This is a genomic window from Chryseobacterium sp. MHB01 (assembly GCF_034651565.1).
GTDB lineage: Bacteria > Bacteroidota > Bacteroidia > Flavobacteriales > Weeksellaceae > Chryseobacterium > Chryseobacterium nepalense.
On sequence record NZ_JAYEDA010000003.1, the window covers coordinates 266,693 to 291,955 of the forward strand.

The 25,263-nt window shown below is 37.0% G+C and carries 21 protein-coding genes; 10 read left to right on the forward strand and 11 right to left on the reverse strand.

Annotated features, from left to right (window positions below; translation table 11 throughout):
* The 9 genes from U9K52_RS07325 to U9K52_RS07365 are packed head-to-tail and all read right to left on the reverse strand — an operon-like array spanning position 1 to position 10,467.
* Positions 1–1,062: a right-handed parallel beta-helix repeat-containing protein gene (locus tag U9K52_RS07325; RefSeq protein ID WP_263603302.1), complete on the reverse strand. Its 1,062-nt coding sequence runs from the start codon at positions 1,060–1,062 to the stop codon at positions 1–3.
* Positions 1,059–1,913 carry a glycosyltransferase family 2 protein gene (locus tag U9K52_RS07330; RefSeq protein WP_248392922.1) on the reverse strand — a complete coding sequence of 285 codons (855 nt, stop codon included), beginning with the start codon at positions 1,911–1,913 and terminating at the stop codon, positions 1,059–1,061. Before U9K52_RS07330 ends, U9K52_RS07325 begins: the two co-directional genes overlap by 4 nt.
* Positions 1,910–3,019: a polysaccharide pyruvyl transferase family protein gene (locus U9K52_RS07335; RefSeq protein WP_248392920.1), complete on the reverse strand. Its 1,110-nt coding sequence runs from the start codon at positions 3,017–3,019 to the stop codon at positions 1,910–1,912. The genes U9K52_RS07330 and U9K52_RS07335 overlap by 4 nt, the downstream gene beginning before the upstream one ends.
* A complete protein-coding gene (locus U9K52_RS07340) occupies positions 3,003–3,569 on the reverse strand; it encodes an acyltransferase (RefSeq protein WP_282569132.1) in 567 nt (188 codons plus the stop codon). The genes U9K52_RS07335 and U9K52_RS07340 overlap by 17 nt, the downstream gene beginning before the upstream one ends.
* Complete coding sequence (locus U9K52_RS07345) at positions 3,551–5,017, reverse strand: oligosaccharide flippase family protein (protein WP_263603303.1); 1,467 nt, start codon at positions 5,015–5,017, stop codon at positions 3,551–3,553. Before U9K52_RS07345 ends, U9K52_RS07340 begins: the two co-directional genes overlap by 19 nt.
* Positions 5,018–5,047: 30 nt before the next feature.
* Entirely contained in the window at positions 5,048–6,340 is a 1,293-nt protein-coding gene (locus U9K52_RS07350) for a nucleotide sugar dehydrogenase (RefSeq protein WP_322925799.1), read from the reverse strand.
* 19 nt (positions 6,341–6,359) lie between these two features.
* The gene (locus tag U9K52_RS07355) at positions 6,360–7,328 is read right to left on the reverse strand and encodes an SDR family oxidoreductase (protein WP_248392916.1); all 969 of its coding nucleotides are present in this window, start codon (positions 7,326–7,328) and stop codon (positions 6,360–6,362) included.
* 2 nt (positions 7,329–7,330) lie between these two features.
* On the reverse strand, positions 7,331–9,670 hold the full coding sequence (locus tag U9K52_RS07360; RefSeq protein ID WP_322925800.1) for a GumC family protein: 2,340 nt from the start codon (positions 9,668–9,670) through the stop codon (positions 7,331–7,333).
* An 8-nt stretch (positions 9,671–9,678) separates the two neighbouring features.
* Positions 9,679–10,467 (reverse strand): polysaccharide biosynthesis/export family protein, encoded by a 789-nt coding sequence (locus U9K52_RS07365; protein WP_263603305.1) that lies wholly within the window; start codon positions 10,465–10,467, stop codon positions 9,679–9,681.
* A gap of 1,016 nt (positions 10,468–11,483) precedes the next feature.
* Between U9K52_RS07365 and U9K52_RS07370 the strand changes: the two genes are divergently transcribed.
* From U9K52_RS07370 to U9K52_RS07415, 10 genes are all read left to right on the forward strand, one after another.
* Complete coding sequence (locus tag U9K52_RS07370; protein ID WP_322925801.1) at positions 11,484–12,314, forward strand: helix-turn-helix domain-containing protein; 831 nt, start codon at positions 11,484–11,486, stop codon at positions 12,312–12,314.
* 53 nt (positions 12,315–12,367) lie between these two features.
* The gene (locus U9K52_RS07375; RefSeq protein WP_322925802.1) at positions 12,368–12,787 is read left to right on the forward strand and encodes a hypothetical protein; all 420 of its coding nucleotides are present in this window, start codon (positions 12,368–12,370) and stop codon (positions 12,785–12,787) included.
* A gap of 293 nt (positions 12,788–13,080) precedes the next feature.
* Positions 13,081–13,605 (forward strand): hypothetical protein, encoded by a 525-nt coding sequence (locus U9K52_RS07380; RefSeq protein ID WP_322925803.1) that lies wholly within the window; start codon positions 13,081–13,083, stop codon positions 13,603–13,605.
* 78 nt (positions 13,606–13,683) lie between these two features.
* On the forward strand, positions 13,684–14,499 hold the full coding sequence (locus U9K52_RS07385; RefSeq protein ID WP_322925804.1) for a hypothetical protein: 816 nt from the start codon (positions 13,684–13,686) through the stop codon (positions 14,497–14,499).
* Entirely contained in the window at positions 14,492–15,517 is a 1,026-nt protein-coding gene (locus U9K52_RS07390; protein ID WP_322925805.1) for a hypothetical protein, read from the forward strand. Before U9K52_RS07385 ends, U9K52_RS07390 begins: the two co-directional genes overlap by 8 nt.
* Before the next feature lie 6 nt (positions 15,518–15,523).
* Positions 15,524–18,322: a hypothetical protein gene (locus U9K52_RS07395; RefSeq protein ID WP_322925806.1), complete on the forward strand. Its 2,799-nt coding sequence runs from the start codon at positions 15,524–15,526 to the stop codon at positions 18,320–18,322.
* Positions 18,323–18,440: 118 nt separating this feature from the next.
* Positions 18,441–18,800, forward strand: coding sequence for a prevent-host-death protein (locus tag U9K52_RS07400; RefSeq protein WP_248392899.1), 360 nt, complete (start codon positions 18,441–18,443; stop codon positions 18,798–18,800).
* A 367-nt stretch (positions 18,801–19,167) separates the two neighbouring features.
* Positions 19,168–20,214 (forward strand): linear amide C-N hydrolase, encoded by a 1,047-nt coding sequence (locus tag U9K52_RS07405; RefSeq protein ID WP_322925807.1) that lies wholly within the window; start codon positions 19,168–19,170, stop codon positions 20,212–20,214.
* Between the two features lie 33 nt (positions 20,215–20,247).
* Positions 20,248–21,399 (forward strand): porin, encoded by a 1,152-nt coding sequence (locus tag U9K52_RS07410; RefSeq protein WP_322925808.1) that lies wholly within the window; start codon positions 20,248–20,250, stop codon positions 21,397–21,399.
* A gap of 15 nt (positions 21,400–21,414) precedes the next feature.
* Positions 21,415–22,845 carry an anion permease gene (locus U9K52_RS07415; protein ID WP_322925809.1) on the forward strand — a complete coding sequence of 477 codons (1,431 nt, stop codon included), beginning with the start codon at positions 21,415–21,417 and terminating at the stop codon, positions 22,843–22,845.
* Positions 22,846–22,931: 86 nt separating this feature from the next.
* Here the strand turns inward: U9K52_RS07415 and U9K52_RS07420 are convergent, their stop codons facing one another.
* Both U9K52_RS07420 and U9K52_RS07425 read right to left on the reverse strand, forming a co-directional pair.
* The gene (locus U9K52_RS07420; RefSeq protein WP_322925810.1) at positions 22,932–24,086 is read right to left on the reverse strand and encodes an ABC transporter permease; all 1,155 of its coding nucleotides are present in this window, start codon (positions 24,084–24,086) and stop codon (positions 22,932–22,934) included.
* On the reverse strand, positions 24,083–25,249 hold the full coding sequence (locus U9K52_RS07425; protein WP_322925811.1) for an ABC transporter permease: 1,167 nt from the start codon (positions 25,247–25,249) through the stop codon (positions 24,083–24,085). Before U9K52_RS07425 ends, U9K52_RS07420 begins: the two co-directional genes overlap by 4 nt.
* Positions 25,250–25,263 lie beyond the last annotated feature (14 nt).

The window sequence follows — 25,263 nt, forward strand, 5'->3', positions numbered from 1 at the left end:
TTATTTAGTTTTCAGTTGTTTAAATTTAATTCGCTGATCGTTTTGGTAACTGTTGATGGTATTCTGTAGTTTTCTATAGCTTTTTGAATCTACGGTGAGCTGGTTTACGGAAACGTTGATGGCATTATCATTAGTTCCGTAGTATTTTACAGGTTCTTCCGTATTATTAAGCAAGCTTACATTATTCAGGGTGATACTACCGGATATATTTCTGGAATAGTTATTCTTCCTGTTCAGCCACATAGACATTCCGTACTTTGATCTGTTGTCAGAAAAATTAGTAATGGTAATCGAAATATCCTTATTAATGGAGTTATCTTTTCTCAGGTTCACAAGATTCAGCAGCAGTCCCCAATTTTCATTATTTGCAGTAGAAACATCGCTGATGGTAATGTTTTTAAGCTCATCCTGCGCATTGTTGGGTTCAATATCGATGCCACTTGAAGGTCCTTTACCGCTGGAATTCATAAATTTGGAATGATAGACCTTAATATTGGTTCCGGAAGTTATTGAAAGTCCGTTTCTCCTGCTGTTGGATACCAGAGTATTGGTAATAGTAATATTATCCGATATTTTATTGTTAAGACGGCCGATATAAATGCCATCCCCGTAACAGTCATAAATTTTGGCTTTGTTGATGGTAATATTTTTTGATCCTCTTACACTGATCCCGAATCCCCACTCTCCCTGTTTGCCGAGATGTGTATTTTTATCTCCAACCAGTACAGCATTGGTAATTGTAATATTCTCTTTATTATTACAATCCAGCATATTGTACCCGGACTTCAAGGAAGGTTTTAAAATAAGTTTGGAATTAGCCTGGAATGTATAAGAGCATCCGTTTTTTAACTTAAGTCCGTTATCATTAATTAAAACCGGAAAGTTGGGAAAGGTAATATCCCCGCTTTGATCAATTGCCTTCTGAAGAACTTCGGTATAATCTACACTTCCGTCCGTTACATATCCTTTGGGAAGTACTTTCGTAAGGTCAAAATATTTAACCTGGGCAAAAAATAATGAAACAGGTATTAAAAACAGAAAGATCGCCAGATATTTTCTCATTTTAATTTCTTTTTAATTAATCCTATAAAGTACAGCATCACTCCAACCATTCTTGAAGCATACATTTTTAAGATGATTCCAGCCTGTTTGTAGGCCTTTTGATTGAAATAATCCAGTACAATCAATGCAACAAGCTTATCAAGATATCTTTTTTCGGAAGCTGTTTTACCTGCATAATCAAACTGGTGAAATCTTCTTTCCAGAGGCATTACATAATGAACACTCCTGTTTTCCGCCGCTATGAAATAGATGGTGGTAACAGCTTTGTTATAGATCAGTTTATATTTTGAAAAAAGCCGGTACCAGAAATCTACATCTTCACCGTATTTCAACTGCTCATCAAACAGGCCTGTCTCCAGTACCTTATCCTTTTTTACCATCAGTGTTGAAGAATTGAATCTGGGAGCTGAGGAAGACATAAAATTGAAATAATCATCAATAATTACCGCCTCTTCTCTTTTAAACTTTGATCCGTCAAATTCTTTTGAATTTGATTTATAAAAGCTTGATCCCACCCCTCCGATTTCATCATTGTCCAGTATTTTCATAGAATCTGCGAGGATCCCCAGATGCTCGGGATGCCAGATATCATCACCGTCCAAAAAAGCGATATAGTTGTTTTTAGCGGCCAGTATACCGGCATTTCTTGCCGATGAAACACCCCCGTTCTCTTTATCTACAATTACCACACGGACATCATTGATGCCTTGTACAACATGGAGACTGTTATCCTTCGATCCGTCATTTACAATAACCAGCTCAAAATCCTTATAAGTTTGGGCCAAAACCGAATGTACTGTATCTAAAATACTTCTTTCTTTGTTATATAAAGGTATTACTACTGTAATCATATGGTTTTATAGGTTGCGGTAAAATTCAGCCGGGCACGTTCTGTTGTTTCCCGAATGTATTGAGGAGCCGTAATTTCTTTATTGAACACAATTTTTTCTATTTCCGCAACGATTGATTCTACTTCCGCATCACCATCAAAGACCCTGTATTTTTCGGGTTGTCCTACATCGTTCAGAAAATCGGTACATTTCCTGTGATATTCCAGAAGGAAAAAAGGTGTATTGCTGTAGCACGCAAAAATGCTCGCATGTAATCTTGTTGAGATCACAGCATCACATTCCGCAATTTTCTCAAAAGTATCTTTTACAAGAGGATTGTACGCTACTACTTCAAAATTCAATGTGTTATCTGTATTAAGATTTCCGATTGTTTCCATCGTAAGCTTATGATCACCTTTCATAGAATTACCATTAAAAACGAAAAAACGAAACTTAATATTGTGGTATTTCTTTAAATTTTTAATTACATTCTCGATGAACTGATTTCTTTTACGTTCCCTGTTCAGATCACCGTTTGTATAAGATTCATACTGACAAACACTGATCCCGATGACAAATTCTTTTTTGTCTGCATTCTTATCAGGATTAAAATGGTATATTTCCGGAAGCAACGCCGCCAGATCAAATGCTCTCACCGGTTCATAAGGCAGATCATAAGTAAGTGCGAGCTTATGAGAAACATCATCCCGTAATGCAAGAAAATCCAGTGTTTTTAAATACTCCTGTGTATTTTTTTCTGCAGCGGCATTCACAAAAGGTCCTAATGAAATTCCTATGGCGCCGGTTTGGCCTTTCATTCCCAATTTTTTCTTAAGCTTTGCATAAGTACGGAGATCCGTTTTTTTCAATGCCGAATGGAATGTAGATCCTCCTGCAGACACAAAGACATCGCTTAACATAATATCTTTGGCTGCCCGTGCAAAAGAAAGATAGTTTTTATGCGCAAAATAGTGGTCTGCCGGTGTTAAAATTGTAGGCAATTCAGCGGCGAAGAAAAGCTGTTCTGTTGAATTCCAGTATTTCCGGCTTCCCCAGGCTGAAACTTCCACAAAAGCATCGTCCCCTGAATTTTTCGCACCATAATATCCACTAAATATTGCTTTCATAATTTTTCACAACCATTTTTAAGTTTGTTTTCGTTTTTTCCTGCAGATAAATTTTTCCTTCTTGTTTTAATTTATCATATTTTTCAAGATCTCTGTATTTCAGGATTTTCGCAGGATTTCCGCCTATAATAGCACCTTTAGGAACATCTTTAGTCACTACCGAAGAAGCTCCTACAATGGCTCCCTCTTCTATAGTTATACCCGGAAGGATTGTTACATCACCTCCAATCCAGACGTTTTCTTTTATAGTAACATTTTTTGCTATGGTAATTTCATCATAAGGCAAAAGTCTATCACTGTTATAATTGTGATTACCTGTATAAATTTTTAATCTCGGTCCTATGATCGTTCCAGTCATTATTTGAACGGTTCCATATGTTGAAATCCAAGCATTCGGTCCTATATAAACATGATTTCCTAGCTGAAGGTTTTCTGGTTTGGTTATATCTATAGGAGTTCCAATAATAACATTCTCGCCTCTTTTTCCAATTCGGTTTATTATTTTAGAACTTGATAATTTCCAGTATAAATTTATAATTTTTGCAAACATACCTTATACAGTTTAAAAATTGAAAATAATATGATCAGTAATATTATAACAGAAATAATTATTCTAAGAAATAAAACATCGAAATAATAAACATTTACTGCAACAAGCGATGCTATCATTAGCCATAAAATCATATTCCATTTGTTGTAAAATATAATTCTGGGGGATATTCCTTTGTTAATAAAATATGGAACAAAAACCAAATAATTAATTACATAAGAAATCATATATGAAAAGGCAAATCCCCATGCTCCAAGATCTTTTAAAAAATAAAATATAATAAGATTCGTAATTGCCCATTGTCCCATACTGAAAACACTGAGCCACATTTTATTTTTTACGATCAAATCTCTTGAAACACCCGCTCTGTTGGTAATGATAAGAGTTGTTATTATAGACATGCCTAAAATAGGCACAATTTGTTCTATACTAAACTTTTTACCCAAGATAAGTGAAGTTACTTCAGGAAATAAAATCAGCGGAATAGCAATCATAATGGAAATAATCCATGAACCGAAATAATTGAAGAACTCTTTTTTCGGCGATTTTCCTTCTGACTTGGAAAGAAAAATAGGCAGCAGAACATTCCCGATAGCACCGTTAAACATCTGAATAGCAGTGGAGAAAATAATTACCGCGCTATATAGCCCAAGTTCCTTATAACCATTCGGCTGATTAACCAGCATGGTATTTAAAACCCATATTGTCGGCGCAACGATAATGGTGCTTAATGAAGCCGGAATGGCAAATTTGTAGATCTTCCGTACACTAGCTTTCCATTCTTTAAAGCTTACACTGATAGACTGTTTTTTACTTTCATCCCTTACCAGTTTCTGCAAAGCAATCGATACTAAAAATATTGCAATCAGGTTTCCCAGTAAAGCTCCTTTTACGCCACCAAGATATCCTCCTATCACTAAACCTAAAAACAGAAACAAACCCTGAAGGATATTTGCAGTGGAGTTCTTGCGATATGCCTGAAAACCAAGCAGCGCGCCCATCTGCGTTCCGTTCAGAGAAATAAAAACCAGGGTACCTCCTCCTATGATAAGCGGGATCTGGAGATCCTGATTGTTTAAAAAGGTTCCGGATATCGGTCCGGAAAACAGCATGATAATTACTGCAACGGCTGAACTGAGCAATACTACGAGTGACAGCGATGCTCCGAGCATGGAAGAAGCTTCCTGCTTATGATCGTCCTTCAGCTCAGAAATATATTTTGTTGTCGTTAAGCCGATTCCCAATGAAGCAAATATCAGAAAATTATCTATGGTTGATTTTATCATTCCGAATTCCCCGAATTCAGAAACAGTTAAAATCCTTGCCAATACTATCGACGCTAAGGAAAACAATCCTCTGGACATCAATGATCCGAAGGTCATCCAAAAAGTACCTAATACGAGTTTTTTAACGAAACCTGAACCAGATATTTTAGACTTTATTGACATTAATGGCATATTATCGTCTTACTGCTTTTGTTATAATCTGGAATCACAATCTGCCAGAATTCCTTTCACATCGTAGATTACACCGTTTTCTTTCAGGTAATCCTTGAGATTAAGATTCATAAATTCTTTATGGGCAACGGTAAGAATCACCGCATCAAATTTCTTTTCCGGAATTTCGTTCACTACCTGAAGACCATATTCATGATCCACCTCCTCAGGATTTGCCCACGGATCGAAAGTAGTTACTTTCAATGCGTAATCTTCAAGTCCGCAGATTACATCTACGGCTTTCGTATTGCGTACATCAGGACAGTTTTCTTTAAATGTTATTCCCAAATTCAGAACTTCCGCACCGTTGATGTTGATATTTTTCTTGATCATGCATTTCACAAGTTCAGACGCTACATATTGTCCCATAGAATCATTAAGTCTGCGTCCTGCAAGGATGATTTCGGGATGATAGCCGTTTTCCTGTGCTTTCTGTGCAAGATAGTAAGGATCCACTCCAATACAGTGACCTCCAACCAATCCCGGCTTGAAAGGCAAAAAGTTCCATTTTGTTCCTGCCGCTTTCAGTACTTCATGCGTATCGATTTCGAGAAGGTTGAAAATTTTCGCCAGCTCATTCACGAATGCAATATTGATATCTCTCTGGGAGTTTTCAATCACTTTGGCCGCTTCAGCAATTTTGATGGTAGGTGCAAGATGGGTACCTGCTACAATAACAGATTGGTATAAACTGTTTACAATTTCGCCGATTTCCGGTGTAGAACCGGAGGTTACTTTTAGAATTTTTTCTACTGTATGTTCTTTGTCTCCCGGGTTGATACGCTCCGGAGAATAGCCTGCAAAGAAATCTTCATTGAATTTCATGCCCGACACTCTTTCCAGTACAGGAATACATTCTTCTTCAGTGGCACCGGGATAAACGGTAGATTCGTAAATTACAATATCACCTTTAGACAAAACCTTTCCTACGGTTTCAGAAGATTTGTAAAGCGGAGTAAGGTCCGGACGATTATGCTTGTCTACAGGTGTCGGTACAGTGACCACATAGATATTTGCATCTTTAATATCTTCAATATCAGCTGAAGCAAAGAATCCTTTTCCCTTTTCATCATTAAAAGGACTCTGATGGACTAAAACCGACTGTAAAACATCAGCTTCGACTTCGAGCGTACTGTCGTTTCCTGTTCTTAATTCTTCAATTCTTTTCTGATTGATATCAAATCCTACTACAGGATATTGTGTTGCAAATAAACGGGCCAGCGGTAATCCTACATACCCAAGACCGATAACGGCAATTTTATATTGTTTTTCCACAAAAATTCTTTTAAATAGTTTATTTTAAATTTTCCCAATACCATTTAATAGCCTCTTTCAGACCATTTTCAATAGTATGGCTGGGATTGTATCCCAAAAGGTTTTTAGCTTTTTCAATTGATGCGAGTGAATGGGGAATGTCTCCTACGCGGTTCGGGCCATGTACGATTTCGATATCAGCTATATTTCCGTCGTATTCACTCAGGTATTTTTTAATATAATGTACGAGATCATTTAATGTGGTACGGTCTCCCACTGCCGTATTATAAACGGTATTTACAGCTTCCGGATTTTCGGTAAGCATCGCCAGCTCATTCATCTGGATCACGTTATCAACGTAAGTAAAGTCTCTGGAATAATCTCCCGTACCGTTGATTTTTGGAGACTGGTGATTCATCAGCTGTTTTACAAACAACGGAATTACGGCTGCGTAAGTACCGTTCGGGTCCTGTCTGCGTCCGAATACATTGAAATATCTTAGCCCGATGCATTCTATCCCGTAGGTTTTAGAGAAAACATCTGCGTACAGCTCATTAACATATTTTGTAATCGCATAGGGAGATAACGGTCTTCCGATCACTTCTTCCACTTTCGGAAGTGCAGCCGAGTCGCCGTATGTAGAAGATGATGCAGCATACACGAAACGTTTAACTTTTGCGTCCCTCGCTGCAACAAGCATGTTCAGGAAACCTGAAACATTAACTTCATTACTGGTAATGGGATCGTTGATTGATCTTGGAACAGACCCTAATGCCGCCTGATGCAACACATAATCTACATTTTCCATTGCGGTTCTGCAGACCTCAAGATCGCAGATGCTTCCTTCAATCAGTTTATAATCCGGATTTTTTAAGAAAGGCTCGATATTGTGGCGGTGTCCGGTTGAAAAATTGTCCAGACAGACTACCTGATAGCCTTTATTTAAAAAGTACTCCGTAAGGTTGGAGCCTATGAACCCTGCTCCTCCCGTAATTAAAATTTTACCCATTTTTATGATTTAAAAATTTTATTCCACCAACTTTTTTCAGTTTCTTTATTATTATAGCCATAACCATAGCCATAATTATAACCATATCCGTATCCTCTTGCTTTCTTGGAAACATCATTTACCACAAACGATACGTTTCTTAGTTTTGATTCTTTTACCAGATCTTCCGCAAAATCAATAAGAACATTTCTTGAAACTCCCGATCTTACTACATACAATGTAGCATCAGCAACATCTGCTATGCTCAGGGTATCTGAAACCAGCATAAGCGGAGCCGAGTCTATAATAATGTAAGCATATTGAGATGCCATCTGAGCAATCAGCTTCTGATATCTTCCATTGGAAAGAAGTTCCTGAGGATTCGGAGGAATGGTTCCTGCGTAAACTACATCACAGTACGGATTGGTATAAGACGTATGAATGAGATCTTCCACATCTACAGATTCATCGTATAAATATTCTGTAAGACCCTTTCTTTTTACAGGCTCACTGTCATATCTCTGAATCTGCGGATTCCGGATATCTGAACCTATCAGCAGGGCTCTTCCGTTTTTATTGGCAATTGTTAATGCCAGGTTAACGGATACAAGGGTTTTCCCTTCCCCTTTTACGGAAGAAGTAACCATAATCACTTTAGCCGAATCTTTTTTAGGCAAAACAAATTTAAGGTTGGAAACCAACACTCTGAATGATTCTGCAAGTTCTGAGAAGTCGTTTTTTTGTACCAGGTGGTTTTCATCTTCGTTTAATGAAGGGATATCTACCAGTACGCCCAAGCCTGAACGGGCTTTTATATCATCTCTGTTATAAATCTTATCATCTACGATAAATACGATATAGAAGACAGCGAATGGTAATAATAACCCAAGGAAGAAAGCTCCCATAAGAATAATATTTCCTTTAGGAGATACCGGTATATCATCTGTAAATGCAGGGTTAACAATTTTAGCTTTAGGAACATCCACGGATAAGTTTATCGCATTTTCTTCCCTTTTCTGAAGAAGGAATAAGAAGAGCTGTTCTTTAAGATTCTGCTGACGTTCAATTCCTCTGTATACTTTCGATTGTCCGGGAACTTTTTCTATAAGGCTGTTGCTTGTTGTAATCTGATTCTGGATTTGTGAAATAGTAGCTTTTACCGCATCTTTCTGCTCCCTGATATTATCTCTGATGATATCTTTTAAAGAAGCAATTTCCCTGTTCATTTCAATAACAGCAGGGTTTTCGCTGGTAGCCTGCTTCAGCGTTTTATTTCTACTGATAAGCATCTGATTGTATTGCGCAATAGACTGTTCCAGTGATGGATTAAGCCCAAGATTGGAAGGCATCAGCTGATTATTGCCTTTTGCGGCTTCCGCAGTAAGAGAGTTCAGAAGATCAAGCTGGGCCTGCTGCTGAAGAAGTGATTTTGTATTTTCACTGGTATTTTGCAGAGCCAGTTCTGCCTGTGCCTGAAGGTCAACAATACGATTACGGTTCTGGAAATCTTCCTTCTGATTTTCTACTCCTGACAAATCTCGGGTAATCACTTCCAGTCTTTTATCGATAAACTTCTGGGTATTTTCAGCCTGCAGGTTTTTATCTTTCTGCCCATCTAAGTTATACTGACGGGTAACTTCATTAAGGATTCTCTCCGATTTATCCGGCACTGTACCAATCAGGGTAATATCCATAAGAAGAGCCTTTTCATCGGGTAAAGTAACCTGAATTGTTTTTTCAAGTTTTTTTACTTTTTCGATCGGATTCCAGAAAATAACTTTGTAATCCGGCTTAAGAACGAGCTGTCGGTTTCTGGTTAAAATAACAGTTCCGAAATCGAGTTTTAAAGGCACATCAAATTTTCCCGTAAATTTACCGTGCGCTTCGCTCGTCAGGGTGAACTCATCGCCATTAATTTTTCTTATATAATATTCTGATGATACAAAATCTTTTTTAAAATTGAGAATTCTCCCGGATATGGGCAGTTCTGTAAACAGCTGGGAATCTTTAATCTCACCGGTATTGAAATACTCTACATTGAGATGAAGGTTTTTCACAACCTGCATTAAAATTGGTCTTGAAGTAACTACAGCTGCCTCACTTTTTAATTCATCTGAATTTCCGAGGCCTGTACCCAGGTTGGAAAGATCGGCTAACGCGGAAGTAAGATCGCTTTCTTTTTTATCAAATTTAAGGGTAGTCTTTGTCTGGTATTTAGGAACACTATATCTGAGATAAATATAAGCACCTAATATGCAAATCAGGACAGATGCAACGAACCATGGCCATTTGTTGAGATATTTGGCGATGGTTTTTCTTAGATCAACTTTCTCTTCTTTCTCTTGTAATTCTAACTGCTGCATATTTACATTTATCTTTTTAGAGCAACAATTAGAGTAGCTGCTGTTAATATTGCACCAATAATCTGGAAGGTAAGAGCTCTGTTCGGATTAGAATTAGCCTGGATCTGTTTGTTTTTATCAGGCTGCACATACAATATGTCGTTTTGTTTCATATAATAATAAGGTGAGCTTACAATGTCTGATCTTGTAAGATCCAGATTAACAATTTCGTCATTACCATCATCTTTTGTACGGATAAGCTTTACTTGGGTACGGTCGCCGAAATCCGTCATATCTCCTGCCAAACCAAGCGCTTGAAAAATGTTAATTTTCTGAGAAACACTTTCCTTTTGTCCGGGCTGTTTAACTTCTCCAAGAATACTGACGTTGAAGTTTTTAAGTGTGATGGTAACCAAAGGATCAGTAAGATATCTTTTCAGACGGGACTCCAGATCCTGCTTCAGCTGGATTTGCGTCATACCTTTCGTAAATACAGGTCCAAGAACTGGAAAATTGATATACCCTTCTTCATTTACAAGATATTCACTTGGCTGCACATATTGGTTAATTCCTGTGCTGTTCTCACTTCCAACTTTATTGGCGGTGTTAAGATTGAAGGGTTTCACTGCAGCTTCATCAAGTGCGGAGACAAGGACGAGAAGTACATCTCCTTCCTGAATGCGCAGTCCGTCGTATTTCGCTTTTGCAACTTCTTCTTCCATGTTGCTTTTAGACATATAGACCATGTTCTGCTTGGGCTTGCAGGAAAGTAAGGTAATTGATATCAATAATAGATACGTAATGATATTTTTATTCATATTCATTCACTCTGCTAAGACGGCACTCTGTTTAAGAGAGCCATCTTATTTTAAAAGTTTATATTATAAATCCATTATCACACTTTATGTGTGATTTTTTAATGCTTTCTTATATCAATTTTTCTGCCGAAATGCTATAATAAGAAGAATATTATTTATCATAAAATGGAATTATCAGATTATCAGCATAATTAAATTGTATTATTTTTTATTCAATTATAATATACTCCCATCAAAAATTCATTTATATTTTTTCATATAAATATATGCTTTCTTTTCTTAATTTAATATAGCATTAAAATTAAATGATCATCAACATTTCATCATTATAATTATATATAACGAATAACAAAAAAGCAGCAGCTACGGTTAGAAACATTGATAACAGGTCAAGAAAATGCGTATCAATTATACAGTATGTATTTTATGCAAATAAATGAAAACGGCATTAAAAACAACCAGAGCGCAGCAACTGCAACCCGGAATTACGGCTTAAGCTCTAACTCTCTGAAGTTAAAAACATTTCTTTTTTTGAAAGAGCTATTGCAGTGTCACACACCATTTTCATTTTAAATACAATACAATTTCAGCACGCCAAAGATAATAAATTATGTGTATAATAATTGCAAATAATTCTACGCAGCAGGAATATCCATACGATATCTCACGCTTTAGATCAATAAATAAATAGCATTCAGCATAATACTCTTACAACTTTTAATACCGCAATATTGTGGATAATTAAAATACTTATTGATTTTAGAAATGAATGTCAGCTGTTTATTTTTAAGAGAATATTGTATGACTACTGATAAAAATTATTTGAAATTATCATTAATTGATTAACTATATTTTAATACCAACAATAACATCATTTTCTTTTCAGGACCAGTTTTTGATATAAAAAATACTATATAATTCCATACTAATTATAGAATTATTTCTAATCTAATAATATCGATATAATCTTTGTAAAAAATTATCTTAGCCCATTATTAAGTCTACTAAAACATAATATGTATATTATTACAGATCAGTTAAGGGAAAATGGTTTCAGCATCAACCGTTTGGATCAGATTATAAAGAGAAACAATAATAAAAGACAGTTTAACACGCTTGAATACTTTTGCATCTATATTATTATGGAAGATCTTCAGCTGATAGTAGAAAATAATTCATATGACATAACCGCCGGAAATATCGTTTTTGTAGGACCTCAAAAAAATGTACAGTTTTTAAAAGCACGAGGTTCCGATACCTTCCTCATTACATTTTCTTCTACTTTCTACGAAAGGTCTATAAAAGACAGCTTGTTTATAAATTCACAACTGTTTTTCAATTATAATTCCGACATCTTCATCGCTCCTTTTATTAATATAAAAGAAATGCGGGTGGTCTTCATGGACAGAATGGATACTTTCCGCAAAAAAGACAAAAGTCTTTATCTTTCTGCTGCCCACAATGCAATTGAGAGATTAATGCTGGAAGCGTTTATTCATATTCCCACCGAAGAAGTAAAAAAAGATGTAAAATTTGATTATCTTTATTGTGTAAATAAGTTCAAAGTTACTTTACAGAGAGATTACAAGACTGCAAAAAAAGTTTCCCATTATGCATCCGAGCTAAATGTTACCCCAAGAAAACTCACTGAAATGACTGAATATGTTTTGGGAAAAAGCGCGAAACACGTTATCATTGAAAAACTTATAGCAGAATCTAAAAAAATGCTCAGCTATACCAACTATACGATTTCTCAAATCGCTTATGAGCTGGGATTCAGCGATGAAGGCAACTTTACAAATTTTTTTAAAAAACACACAAAAAAAAACCCTTCAGAAATGAGATAATTGAAAAATATTTGTATATTTGATTAAGTAACCACACGGTGATAAATCAGAAAATGTACATCAAATATTTTTTCATAGTATTTTGTCTTCTGGCCTTTACTTCTGTCAGTGCTCAACACGACGGAACTACTGTGAATGTACGTTTATACCCTGTTCAGATGCTGGCTATAAACCCTGCGGTTATAAATTCACCCGAAACAAAAGTTAATAAGGAATCCAGTTTTGTTGTTATCTCAAGTCCTTCCGGATTTGAAATTATCATGCAGCAAAATATGCAAAATCAGTTTGCGGGTTTAAAAAATTCAGACTCTGGACATCTTTTTGGGGAAAAAGATAAAGCATACAATCTTATTAACTATGAAAAAGGTGTTATTGAAAAAACATTTGAAATTAATCACCATGCTAAAGAAGAAAAAAATTATACTTCAAATACGGACAACAACTACTATATTTTAACAATGATGTCCAATTAGAAGAAAAAATTAATATTAAAAATAAAATTTTATAGAATTAAAGATTTATTAATTTTCCACTCATAATTAATTAATGATTATTTAACGATAAAATAATCGTCATTTGTGGAGTTATTTCCACTTTCATAAATAATTTTTATTGAATATTCAATAAAAGTATATTCTTATGTTGCTTATTATCAGCGACAAAAATCACAAAAAAATAGTCTTTTTTCACAATAACGCTACTCAAAGAAGTATATACATTTGCACCATAATTTTTGAATTAAAAATTAAAAAACAATAATCAATTTATGAAAAAGTGTATTCTAGCTTCTGCTGCGTTATTAGGGTTCATAACTGTAGGAGCACAACAAACTGTTACGTTAAACGTAAGATTAAAACCAATCCAGACTTTGGTAGTTAACAATTCTCAGAAAATTGTAAACTTAGACTATGTAACGAAAGATGATTATGCAAACGGAGTTTCTTCTCTTAATGCAGATCACTTAACAATCTACAGTACAGGAGGATTCCAGGTAAAAGTAAAAAGCGCCAGTGCAGCTTTACAAAACGGCGGTAAAAACATTCAGGCTAATACCATCCAGATTAAAGCGTCTGCAGGTACAGATGCTGTAAACGGAGCACAATATGCACAAGGCACTACTCTTTCTGCCAACGAAACAACATTGGTAACATCTGCAGCCGGAGGTGTAAACAAAAAAATCAGTGTTGAATACAAAGGTGCAGGAGGAAATGCTTACCTTGACAATTATATCGCAGGACAGGATCCTACAGTATACAGTACTGAGCTTACCTACACCATTATTGCACAATAATATTGTAGATCTATTTATAAAATAAAAAATGCTACAAGAAATTGTGGCATTTTTCATGCTGTTTTAGTCTTAAATTTCATGATGAACAAGACCTATACAATACATCATCGCATTTACTTTTTTATATTCGTTTTGCTTTTCTCCCTGAATTACGCACAAACAGGTGTTTCCGTGTCTCCCCCAAGATTGTATTTCGAATCTACTGCGGGAAACAGTAACACACAAACTATTACCATTACCAACGTAAGTACAAAAAATACGCTGGATCTTGCGGTAAGCCTCGGAGATTGGGAATATAGCGAAAAAGGTGAAAATCTTATGTACGCAGCCAATACCTTGAAAAATTCCTGCGCGGGATGGATCAGTGTAAAAAAAGAAGATAATTATTTTTCACTGGCACCGGGAGAAAGAAAAGACATAGATGTCACCATTACCGTACCCACAAAACCTACGGATACATTGGCGGCACACACCGCTGTTTTGTTTGTAAGCCAGATGAATCCTGTAGATGATGTGGATAATAAGGGCGCAAAAATCAAAGTAAGTATCCGCTCTGGTATTAAGGTCTTTCATAAAATTCCATCAGCGAAGACTAAAAAAATCGAAATCCAGAACCTCATCTTTGATAAAACTAAAAAACAGCTTAACCTTTTTTTTGAAAATCAGGGAAATATCTGGACAGACGGTAAAGTATACGCAGATTTTGTAAATATTGAAGACGGCAAGAAGTTTTCCATAGATCCTATCATATTTTATACCTTACCCGGTAATAAAAGAGAAATGGGGATCTCACTTCCTGCAGATCTTCCGAAAGGAAAATATACAGCTTCCGTAATGATTGATTACGGAGATAATAACCTTGAACTCGGAGAGTTAAACTTCACGTATGATTAAAATAATCACAGTATTAGTACTGTTATTAAGTCAATATTGCTATTCACAAATTTCATATTATTCTTGGGTAAATAGTTACATTCAGATAAATTCCTACGAAGGAAACACAAATCCCGACGCTTACACCGCCATGTTGAGCGGAAACGGCAATTTTAATATTCCTTCATGGCGTCTGTCTGCAAAACTGAAACAGCCCATAAAATCTACTGATGGTAATTATACCATTCCGGGAAACAAAATATCACTTCATCCTGTAGCCTCTTCAGGACAGGGAGAGCCCGGGCCGGTTCCTACCATTCCGCAGATTGGGATGCCCCTTAATGTTATTCTTCAGGATGGCCAGGAAGTATTTCTGGTTCCGGATTCTAATGCACCATTGTACAATCAGCCTTCACAGCCGAACGGATATTATAACCTGCAGATAAAATTCAGCCTTACCGTAATGGGAGGAGCTTATCTTGGTACATACCCTGCGTGGATGAAATTCTATGCCCCGGTAGAATTTACCATGTATGATAAATACAACAATGTTATCGGTAAAATGAACCATAACTTTGAAATCCAGATTGGTACATTATCCGGAACTCCCCCTGTGGATATTCCTGAAATGTCACTTACTTTTGCACCGAATGCACAAAATGCGTTACTGGAATTCAAAACCATGGATGATTACACCAACGGAGTAAGTGTAATGTACAACAATGCTTTGATGGTGAAAAGCAATACCAATTATCAGATTAAACTGAAATCACTGCAGTCTCAGTTTACTTCGTCTTATGGTAATACCATTCCGATAGATGCTGTAAAACTGGCACTTTCTTCAGCGACACCCAATATAAACGTGTATCCTATCTCATTAAGTGCAGCGTCACAAATTGTTGCCAAAGGAAATGCTACGCAGGGAAATATGATTTATTATGATGTGAAATATTCTACCATTCATAATGATGAAATTTTTATCAATGCAAAATCAGACGATTATACCGCAACTCTTCAGTACGAGATAACACCTCAATAAAACAAAATGTTTTCAAGCCAATTCCGGAGAATTTTATTTGTATTTCTTATTTCCTTCATTTCTGCACTGGTTTCCGCACAAACCGGTAATGGAATTACCATGGAAATCCGGAACGATTCCAATTTAGGACAGGATCGTATTATAAGTACCATTGCTGAAATTAAAAATGATTCTCAAAATCCTTTTAAAGGCAAACTGAATATTATTGTTCCAAAAGGTTTCAGAAATATCTCAGTAAATGCTTCAGACATTGAAATACCCGCAGGAGGAAATTTATTTTTGCCCCTGAAAATACTTGTAAACAGCAATGCCGATTTCGGAGAAAGCAAAATAGAATTTACCCTTACAGACTTACAGAATAATGTTATAAAAACACATACCCTTTCTCACACCATTGCAGAAAACAATTCCATGGCGATTAGTACGGATATTCCTGTTATCTACATGAGTAATGTGAACGATTCTATAGAAATAAGAGCGAGGGTATCGAATTTAGGCAATAAAAAACAGAATGTTACTATTGTATTTAAAATTCCGGAAACAGACCAGGGAAGTTTTTTTGCAGAGCAAAAAGGAAGCATCTCGGTACAGAAAGATTCGGTGTTTATTTACAGGTTCAGACCTTCCGCTAATATGGTTAAAATTCCTCAGTTCAGTGTAAATGTCGTTGGTTTCAGAGAACCTGATAAAGAAATATTCGGAAACAGTACGGTCTCCATTCAGAATAACTCTTCCATGCAACGGTATCACTCTTTAGACAACAATACGCTCAGCTACACCAAAAACAGCATTACAACGAGCTTACGCTATCTGGGGAGGGAAACGTATTTATATCAGGTTATTGGTTCGGGAGGCTTTAACCTTCCTTCCGGATATGTTTCAATCAGAGGAAACATTTACAAAACCAACGGGCCGGAAGATCCTGTAGTGAACAATACTTTTATAACGTATAAAAGAGAGCAGAATGAGTTTACCCTCGGAAACATTACCAAAATCATTGAAGTCTCGCTGTACGGAAGAGGCGCAGAATATGCTTTTACGTCTGCGGATAAAGACAAAAAGCTTGAATTCGGGTTTATAGACCAGAGTTTCAGCCTTATCGACAGGACCCGTTTTTTGAAACTGGGATATGGATTTTATGTACGCGGCACACTGGGAGCAAGCAATGCAACCCGCAATATTTCAGCAGCCTATATCTTTAAAAGTGATCCTTTCGAACATGTAAAGCATAATCTTTTGGGAACCGATTTCCAGTATGCTTTTAATAAAGAATGGAAAATGAGCGGTAAATTATTCAGCGGGATGAGCATTTATGAAACGATCAATACTACAAAACCATCCGGTGCAATAGAAACACAATACTCAGGAACCATCAATAAAATTAACCTGAGCGGTAACTATTCTTTCAGCTCCAACTATTATCCGGGAAACCAGAGAGGAATATTCCAGATTCAGCAGAATATTTCCAGCAGTTTATTTAACGACAAATCTATTTACGCCAACTTCATGGTGTCCAATTTTTCTCCTAAATTCTATTTTTTCGATAATAACCTGGAGACCAACAGCAGCAGGCTGGAAACGGGATTCAATTTTCCTAAAAGAAAAAATTTCGGATTAAGCATAAGCCTTCAGTATCAGAATGAAAATTCCAATACTTATAATTCTTTTTTAGGGCTTGCCCAAAGCAGGGATCTTAAAGAAATGAGCGCGAAAAGGCTGGTGGAACGTGTAAGCTGGTCCAGCCCGGACAGGAAGCATTCATCCATATTGGGTATTGAAACGGGACTTGTAAATTATCCTGACAGCGATGCCAATCAATATCAGATGCGGTTTACCGGAACATATGCTTACAAGTGGCTTAATTTCCAGTTTATTTACCAGTATGGAAGCTATTACCTTTCAGAATTTGCATTTTCTAAATTATTAACCATTAACAGCAATTATGAAAAATCTTCAGCTTCAGCATTTGTTACCCACAATATGCTTCATGGAAAGCTGAGCATCAATTCCGGGCTGTCTTACACAGAAGATACACTTTATGGAAAATCTCCTTCAGGATTTGTCAATCTGAAATACTCAAAAGAGCAGTACGGGTTCTATCTGAATTCTTCATGGTTTAATTATTCCCTTAATAATTTCACCAATAATCTTTTCACAATAGAAGCCGGGGTTACGATTAATTTAAGAAGCAATAACCTCGATCCGGGCAAGAAAAGTAATATTAAAGCTTTTGTATATTATGACCGAAATAATAATAATGTTTATGATGACGGAGACGAAAAAGCTGCAGGATATATTATTATGATTAACAATATATCATTTAAAACAGATGACAATGGAAATATTGAATATCGTGCGATTCCTTATAACAAATATAATTTGCGACAGGTTATTCAGCAGGGGTGGTATTATGATGAAGCAGCCTTTGATGTAACTACGCACAACCATTCTTTAGAAATTCCGCTGCATCAGAACGGAACGGTTCACGGGAAAGTAACTTATGATTTTGATGCCAAAACCTCACTTGAATTCGATCCCAAACTGGCGGCTATTGCTTTCGACATCTATAAGGATGACACACTTGTAAGACACACAATATCAGATGACAACGGGGAGATCATATCATTCATAGAATCCGGCAATTACAAGATAAAACTGAATGAAAATTCGCTGCCTTCCAATACTTATTGTGAGAATATCCTTCAGGAATTTAATGTTGAACCGGGAAAAATAGCCGAACTCAGTCCGTTCACTATTAAAGTGAAAGAAAAGAAAATCCGGGTGAAGAAATTCGGTACTCAATAGTGTTGCCTCCTACCCTTTTCTGAAATTAAAAACAAAATTGATATAAATGGTACATTAGTTGATCAAATTATTTTGAATTTTTTCAGCTTCTGATTACATTTGTACTAAATTTAAACTTATGAACTACACGCTTGAGCTCAACACACAGGAGTCTGGCTCTAATCTTATTTTTAACACCATAAAATTTGATACATTTAAGGTAAATATTATTGAAAGATATACCGGTAAAATGAATTTTAATCCGAAATTATGCGAGGTTATCTTTAAGCTAAGAACACTGGATGATGAAATTATTAAAAGAAGAGATGGAAATCTAAGGGTAAAAATCAAAGATGACAAATTTGATGCCTATCAGCAATTATCAAAAGTGCTAAATTCTTATGATTATAAAAATAAACTGATCAATAGAAAAGAAGCGGACCAGAATTATATCCACTTTATGTTGAGCATGATTATTTCCAATTACGAACTTAATTAAATCCTTACGTATAGAGTTTGGTCAGTAAGCATAGGAAAAATCTTCTTATGAATTTCAATTTGCTTTTTGGTCACTGAATGTAATATCAATGGCTGAACTTCTATACAACATTCTTATCATCCGTCAAGAATAACTTTTCATGATTTTTTCTGCAGGAATTCCTGTTCCTGATTAATTTTTACAATAACCTTTTTAAAAACGTTACCTTTTTTAAAAACATTACCCAATCATTCCTTGATCGTTTGATCTGGAAAATTATGTCAACAGGTATGCAGGGATTGTAAAATTATTTCATTACATTTATTTCACCAATTGGATACTATTTTATAACTGCATAAAATAATGTCATCACACAAAATACTATATCATGAAAACATTTTATCTGAGTCTGCTGTCAGCTGCTCTTTTTGGAGCATGGACCCATTCCAAAGCCTGTACAAGGATCGTTTATAAAGGTCCGGAAAACACAGTAATCACTGCCCGATCAATGGATTGGCGAGATGAAATCCCTGCCAACATCTGGATTCTTCCCAAAGGAACAGAAAGAAATGGTGAAGTAGGACCGCTTTCTATGAAATGGAAGTCGAAATACGGCAGCGTAGTAAGTACTTCCTGGGATATTGCCTCCTGCGACGGAATGAATGAAAGCGGACTTGTAGCCAATCTTCTCTGGCTTGGAGAGTCACAGTACCCGAAATTTGATCCAAAAGGAAAGCAGAAAGGAATAGCCATCTCTTTATGGGCACAATACTTTCTTGATAATTTTGCAACAGTGAAAGAAGCCGTGGAAGCTGCGCGAAAAGAAAGCTTCGTCATTGTAAGCGATTATATTCCCGGAACAGAACGTTTTACTACCGTTCATCTTTCCATTTCAGATGCGTCCGGAGACAGCGCCGTTTTCGAATATATCGGAGGCAGGCTGGTAATTCACCATTCTTCAGATTACACTGTAATGACCAACTCGCCTGTTTTTGATCAGCAGCTTGCGCTAAACAATTACTGGAAAGGAATTCCCGGAACAATAATGCTGCCCGGAACCAACCGCGCCGCCGACCGTTTTGTAAGAGCTTCCTATTATATTAATGCCATTCCGCAGACATCGGATACAAGAACCGCTGTAGCAAGCGTATTCAGTGTCATCCGAAACTGTTCTGTTCCGTACGGAATTACCTCCGAAACAGAACCTAATATTTCCTCCACAAGGTGGCGTTCCGTTTCCGATCAAAAAAATCTGACGTATTATTTTGAAACCGTTTTTACTCCGAATACTTTTTGGATAAATCTTAAGGAATTTGATCTCAGCCCAAAAGGTAAGACCATGAAACTGGACCTGAGCAATTTTCAGACATACAGCGGCAAAGCCAATACGAGCTTTAAAGAAACAAAACCCTTTACATTTTTAGGGTTAAAGTAATTCGGATATCTTATTAATCAAATACAATACGATATGGCTTTACTTACAAAAAAGGCTGCCACCTCTTTCTTTATCATATTTTTTTGTTTAACTGCCGCTCAGAAACCGGATTCATTATACACCAAACCGGAACAGGAAAATATAAAATATCCCCAACTACAGGTAAAAGGGCTTTTCCAAGCCCGATATCTGGTGGGAATGAGTAAAGACGTGGATGTAAACGGACTCCATCATTCTGATCACAGCGGCACTGATAATAATTTCATGATCAAATATATGAGAGTTCAGATGCGTGCCCAGATCAGCAAACGTACGGAAGTTGTGGCGCTGGCTAATCTTGCGGATTTTAAAAATGACCCTAAGTCGAGAGTGCTCGAGAATGCATATTTAAAATACACTTTTAATCCTAAGCTGGCATTCACTGTAGGGCAGTTCCGCCCATGGTTCGGGATCGAAGAGACCTACCCTATCGATATTATTAAATCGTTGGACTGGTCCAATCAGTATACCGAATTTGGTAGACTGGGCTGGACGAGCTTTCAGATTGGTCTTTCAGCAACAGGCCAGCTCAATCTGGGTAAAATTCCTTTTCAGTATGCCGTTTCTGTAGTGAACGGTAATGGTAAAAACCAGGTGAATGACAATGATAACGGTAAACAATATTCCACAAGGCTTGTTTTCGGTTTCTCAGAAAAATATAATCTGAACCTGGGCTTAAACGGTGGCATCGGAGAAGTTTTTGGACAAAAAGTATATGCATTGGGAATAGACATCAGCTCGTTAATTCAGTTTGATTCCAAATGGAGCCTGGATATGCAGCTTGAGGCAAAACAGGCAACGAATCATACTCTTTATTTTTCGGAAGATCCCGAAACAAGACCCCGGAATCCCGATGAATACCTGATCAGAGGAGCTTATTTCCTTCCGAACATCCGTTATGAAATCAACCACAGAAATCTTAGTGCCTTTGAGCTTTCCTGCCGGTACGAATATTTAGACAGAAGCTTTAGAGTTCATTCAAACCCGAGGCAAACCATTACTCCCATGTTCGGCCTGGAATTTCTGAAAAATTACGGAGCCCGAATTCAGATTGGGATGCAGATTGACCGTTATAAATATCAGGTGGAAAATACCACGCAATACAATAATAATCTCTTTATCATTCAGGTACAGAGCCGGTTCTAAAAAACTTAAATTATCATGAAAGAAATAAATATCAAAAATGTTGCAATTACTTTTGCAGTAGCACTTATCCTTTGGTTCATTCCCGTACCGGAAGGTGTAAGTGAGAACGCATGGCATCTTTTTGCGATTTTTGCGGCTACTATTTTAGGAATAATTCTTAAAGCGGCGCCGATGGGCACGATGTGTATGATGGCTATCGGCTTTACTGCACTTACGCAGGTAATCGCTCCGGGAGATGCGGGAAAATCTATTACCAAAGCGCTCTCCGGTTTCGGAGATAAGGTAATATGGCTGATCGGAATATCTTTTTTTATAGCCAGAGGATTTATCAAGACCGGACTGGGAAATCGTATCGCGTTTCTATTTATCCGGATATTTGGTAAAAGTTCTCTTGGACTGGCTTACGGACTAGGACTGGCAGATGTCTGTCTCGCTCCGGCAATTCCCAGCAATACAGCCAGAGGCGGAGGAATTATTTATCCCATTATGAAATCAATGGCAACCAGTTTCGATTCGGTACCTGAAAAACCTGAAACGCACAGAAAATTAGGCTCATATCTTACGCTCAACAGTTATTATATGAATCTGATTTCCTCTTCGATGTTTTTAACGGGAACCGCCAGTAATCCGATGTGCCAGAAATTTGCAGCTAACCTGGGAGTCAATATTACATGGATGTCATGGGCTGCGGCAGGCTTTATTCCAGGATTGGCAGCATTCTTCATCGTCCCTTTGGTTTTATATAAACTTTATCCGCCGGAATTGAAAAAAACAGGTGATGCCCCGAAAATGGCCGCCGAAAAACTGAGAGAAATGGGCCCTATCAGCAAAAATGAATGGCTCATGCTTTTTGCGTTTTTCATATTGCTTACGCTCTGGATTTTTGGAGGAAGCCTGTCTATTGATGCTACAACAACAGCTTTCATCGGTCTTACGTTACTGTTACTCACATCGGTTCTTACCTGGGAAGATGTGAAATCTGAAAAAGGAGCATGGGACACCATTGTCTGGTTTGCGGTTCTGGTGATGATGGCAAGTTCCTTAAATGAACTGGGATTCATCGGATGGTTCAGTGATCTTATTAAACAAAAAATCGGAGGTATGACGTGGACTGTTGCTTTTCCGGTTATTATTCTGGTGTATTTTTTCAGTCACTATATTTTTGCGAGTGCCACGGCACACGTTGCCGCCATGTATGCCGCTTTACTGGCGGTAGGAATTGCTGTAGGAATTCCGCCAATGCTCCTGGCAATGATGCTTGGTTTCTTAGGATCTATCTACGGTGTACTCACGCATTACGGGCATGGCCCTGCGCCTGTGTTTTTCGGAAGTGGTTATGTTGATCTGAAATCGTGGTGGCTGCGTGGACTTGAAATCGGAATTGTTTTATTGATTATTTATATGGGACTTGGCGGAATCTGGATGAAAGTTTTAGGATATTATTAATAAGTCTGTTTTAAAGCAATTTAAATTAAACCCTTCTAATAAAGCAGATCAATATTTAAATATATTTTTAAATTTAATAAATACTGTTATTTTTTATCGGACTTTATAAGATATTTCAACCTTAAAATTAAAAGAATAAGAAGGACGAGAAGCAAAATCACAAGATGTATTACCGAATCAATATTATCCATGAGTGATCCGCCCGCCTGAACCATTGATACATATATTTTCAGAAATGGCGAAGTGGGAATCAGGTCAGACATTACCTGAATGGCAGACGGCAATGATTGATAAGGCATGGAATATCCCGTAATCAAAAATATAGGGTAAGACGAAAATACCAATACCTGAAAAGCAAAAAGTTTACTTCTGAAAAAACTTCCGATCAGCATTCCCAAAATGATTATGGAAGAAATAAATAGAACCGCAATAAGAGCAAGATCCATAAAGCTTCCCCTTACCGAAACGCCAAACACTGAAAAATTAACGATGGTAAAAAAAGTTCCGAAGATCATAAAAATACACAGATAAAGAATTCCTTTCCCGAAGATTAATTTTGAAATGCTGAATCCTGAAATCTTATAAAGCTCCGGCAATTTCTTTTCTTCCCTTTCGGATGTAAAACCTGCAGCAACACCAATCAGTAACGTCTGCTGAAGAATAATGGCGAGCAACCCCGGCAAAAGAAAAGAGCCGTATGTCATCCCCGAATTGTATAAAGGTCTGTAATCCATATTGATGGGATTGGTCATTTTCATGGATTCGTCTTCACCCATTCCCTGCTTATTAAAATAGGTCTTTCTTACACCGGCTCCCACCGTAAGACAGACTTTTGTTACGGTACTCAGCAAATCGCTGGAAGGCAGAAAACGGGACGCATTTAAGACTAAATTTACATTGCCCTGTTTTTGGGAAAGAATATATTTTTCAAGATCTTTCTGAATATAAAAATACCCTTCTACTTCGCCGTGGCACATTTTCTCCTGGGCTTCCGAGATATTGGAAGCCGGAACAATTTCAATCATAGGCGTAACATTAAGCTGATCGGTAAGTAATCTTGAAACCGCAGATCCGTCATCATCAATAAGAGCCAGCTTTACTTTTTCTTCACCTTTATTCAGGTAAATACTGCCGTACATAAAAGCATATAAAACCGGAGCAATCAACAGAATAAGAAAAAGGCTGGAATCTCCTGAAATATTCCTTACTTCTCTTTTCATTATGTTAAAAATATCTTTCATGCCCGATGATTTTTTAGATACCGGTTAATTTTTCTCTGAAAAAATATGATGGCCACCGGAAAAGTAATTCCTGTAAAAACCAGAAGCCTTACCATCTCCGGAATGGCATATCCAATGGGAAGTTCCATAAAATAAAGTTTGATGAAACCATCCAGAAAATGTGTATAAGGCATGATGTCTGCGTACAGCTGATCGTACCACGGCATTGCCCATCTTGGAAACGTAAAACCACTGAACACAAATGCCGGTGAAGTAAAAAAAAGTGCTACATCCACCACAAAAAGCAGGTTGTCTGAAATCGCGGAAAGCATCATTCCGATCCCAATGCATGAAAGAGCCAGTAATGTGTATAATATGAAAAAGCTGAAATCCGTCTCCGGTTTCCCTAGATCAAAAACAGGAAACACCACAAAACTGATGAGGATAAATAATAACCAGGCTATACAAAGATGAGCCAGTAACTTTCCGGTAATGATCTGTGAAGATGAAGCAGAAATTTTCAGCAGACTGTCTATTGTTTCTTTTTTAAATTCGAGATTAAGAATAAGAACGGAAGCGACAATTAACGCCATCTGCAAGCCTACGGTAATCAGCCCCGGGGTAAGATACATCTGATAATTGAATTCCGGATTATACAGAACCGTTGTGTTGAGTTTAACAGGCTGTACAAGAGCATTGGCTTTATCAGCTGCCATTCCCTGCTTTTCCGCTTTTTGAAGCACCACCGCAAGGCCTCCTTTAATGATGATTTCGGCAGCACCTTTATAAATCATTTTTGCAGGAACAAGGTAAGCGCCATTGGTATACAATGTGATATTCGACTGATGATTTTTCTTGGCATCCGCTTCCATATTTTTCGGAAAATGAACGGCTCCGAAAATTTTCCCTTCTTTCATCAGTTGTTCAATTTCCGCATTGCTGAAAACAACATGAGTAAAATGGATGTTTTCATTCTGCTCCATCATATCCGTGAGCGTTCTGGAAACAGAGGACCTGTCTTCGTCCCAAACCGCCATCGGAAGTTCCCTGGCAAATTGTTTCTGATAAATAAAACCGTAAAACAGGAAAATAATGGGTGGAATAATCAGCAATACCACGTAGAAATTAGGAATCGAAAAAATCCGTTTCCATTCGCGTACCATGATGATGCTGATTTTTTTCAAGCTTAAAAAGTTTA

What these genes read in the sequence shown, in the direction of transcription:
- U9K52_RS07325 (WP_263603302.1), bottom strand. Translation starts at nt 1,062, where the DNA reads ATGAGAAAATATCTGGCGATCTTTCTGTTTTTAATACCTGTTTCATTA.
- U9K52_RS07330 (WP_248392922.1), bottom strand. Translation starts at nt 1,913, where the DNA reads ATGATTACAGTAGTAATACCTTTATATAACAAAGAAAGAAGTATTTTA.
- U9K52_RS07385 (WP_322925804.1), top strand. Translation starts at nt 13,684, where the DNA reads ATGATGAACAAGACCTATACAATACATCATCGCATTTACTTTTTTATA.
- U9K52_RS07360 (WP_322925800.1), bottom strand. Translation starts at nt 9,670, where the DNA reads ATGCAGCAGTTAGAATTACAAGAGAAAGAAGAGAAAGTTGATCTAAGA.
- U9K52_RS07390 (WP_322925805.1), top strand. Translation starts at nt 14,492, where the DNA reads ATGATTAAAATAATCACAGTATTAGTACTGTTATTAAGTCAATATTGC.
- U9K52_RS07400 (WP_248392899.1), top strand. Translation starts at nt 18,441, where the DNA reads ATGAACTACACGCTTGAGCTCAACACACAGGAGTCTGGCTCTAATCTT.
- U9K52_RS07420 (WP_322925810.1), bottom strand. Translation starts at nt 24,086, where the DNA reads ATGAAAGATATTTTTAACATAATGAAAAGAGAAGTAAGGAATATTTCA.
- U9K52_RS07335 (WP_248392920.1), bottom strand. Translation starts at nt 3,019, where the DNA reads ATGAAAGCAATATTTAGTGGATATTATGGTGCGAAAAATTCAGGGGAC.
- U9K52_RS07405 (WP_322925807.1), top strand. Translation starts at nt 19,168, where the DNA reads ATGAAAACATTTTATCTGAGTCTGCTGTCAGCTGCTCTTTTTGGAGCA.
- U9K52_RS07410 (WP_322925808.1), top strand. Translation starts at nt 20,248, where the DNA reads ATGGCTTTACTTACAAAAAAGGCTGCCACCTCTTTCTTTATCATATTT.
- U9K52_RS07395 (WP_322925806.1), top strand. Translation starts at nt 15,524, where the DNA reads ATGTTTTCAAGCCAATTCCGGAGAATTTTATTTGTATTTCTTATTTCC.
- U9K52_RS07345 (WP_263603303.1), bottom strand. Translation starts at nt 5,017, where the DNA reads ATGTCAATAAAGTCTAAAATATCTGGTTCAGGTTTCGTTAAAAAACTC.
- U9K52_RS07415 (WP_322925809.1), top strand. Translation starts at nt 21,415, where the DNA reads ATGAAAGAAATAAATATCAAAAATGTTGCAATTACTTTTGCAGTAGCA.
- U9K52_RS07355 (WP_248392916.1), bottom strand. Translation starts at nt 7,328, where the DNA reads ATGGGTAAAATTTTAATTACGGGAGGAGCAGGGTTCATAGGCTCCAAC.
- U9K52_RS07340 (WP_282569132.1), bottom strand. Translation starts at nt 3,569, where the DNA reads ATGTTTGCAAAAATTATAAATTTATACTGGAAATTATCAAGTTCTAAA.
- U9K52_RS07370 (WP_322925801.1), top strand. Translation starts at nt 11,484, where the DNA reads ATGTATATTATTACAGATCAGTTAAGGGAAAATGGTTTCAGCATCAAC.
- U9K52_RS07380 (WP_322925803.1), top strand. Translation starts at nt 13,081, where the DNA reads ATGAAAAAGTGTATTCTAGCTTCTGCTGCGTTATTAGGGTTCATAACT.
- U9K52_RS07365 (WP_263603305.1), bottom strand. Translation starts at nt 10,467, where the DNA reads ATGAATAAAAATATCATTACGTATCTATTATTGATATCAATTACCTTA.
- U9K52_RS07375 (WP_322925802.1), top strand. Translation starts at nt 12,368, where the DNA reads ATGTACATCAAATATTTTTTCATAGTATTTTGTCTTCTGGCCTTTACT.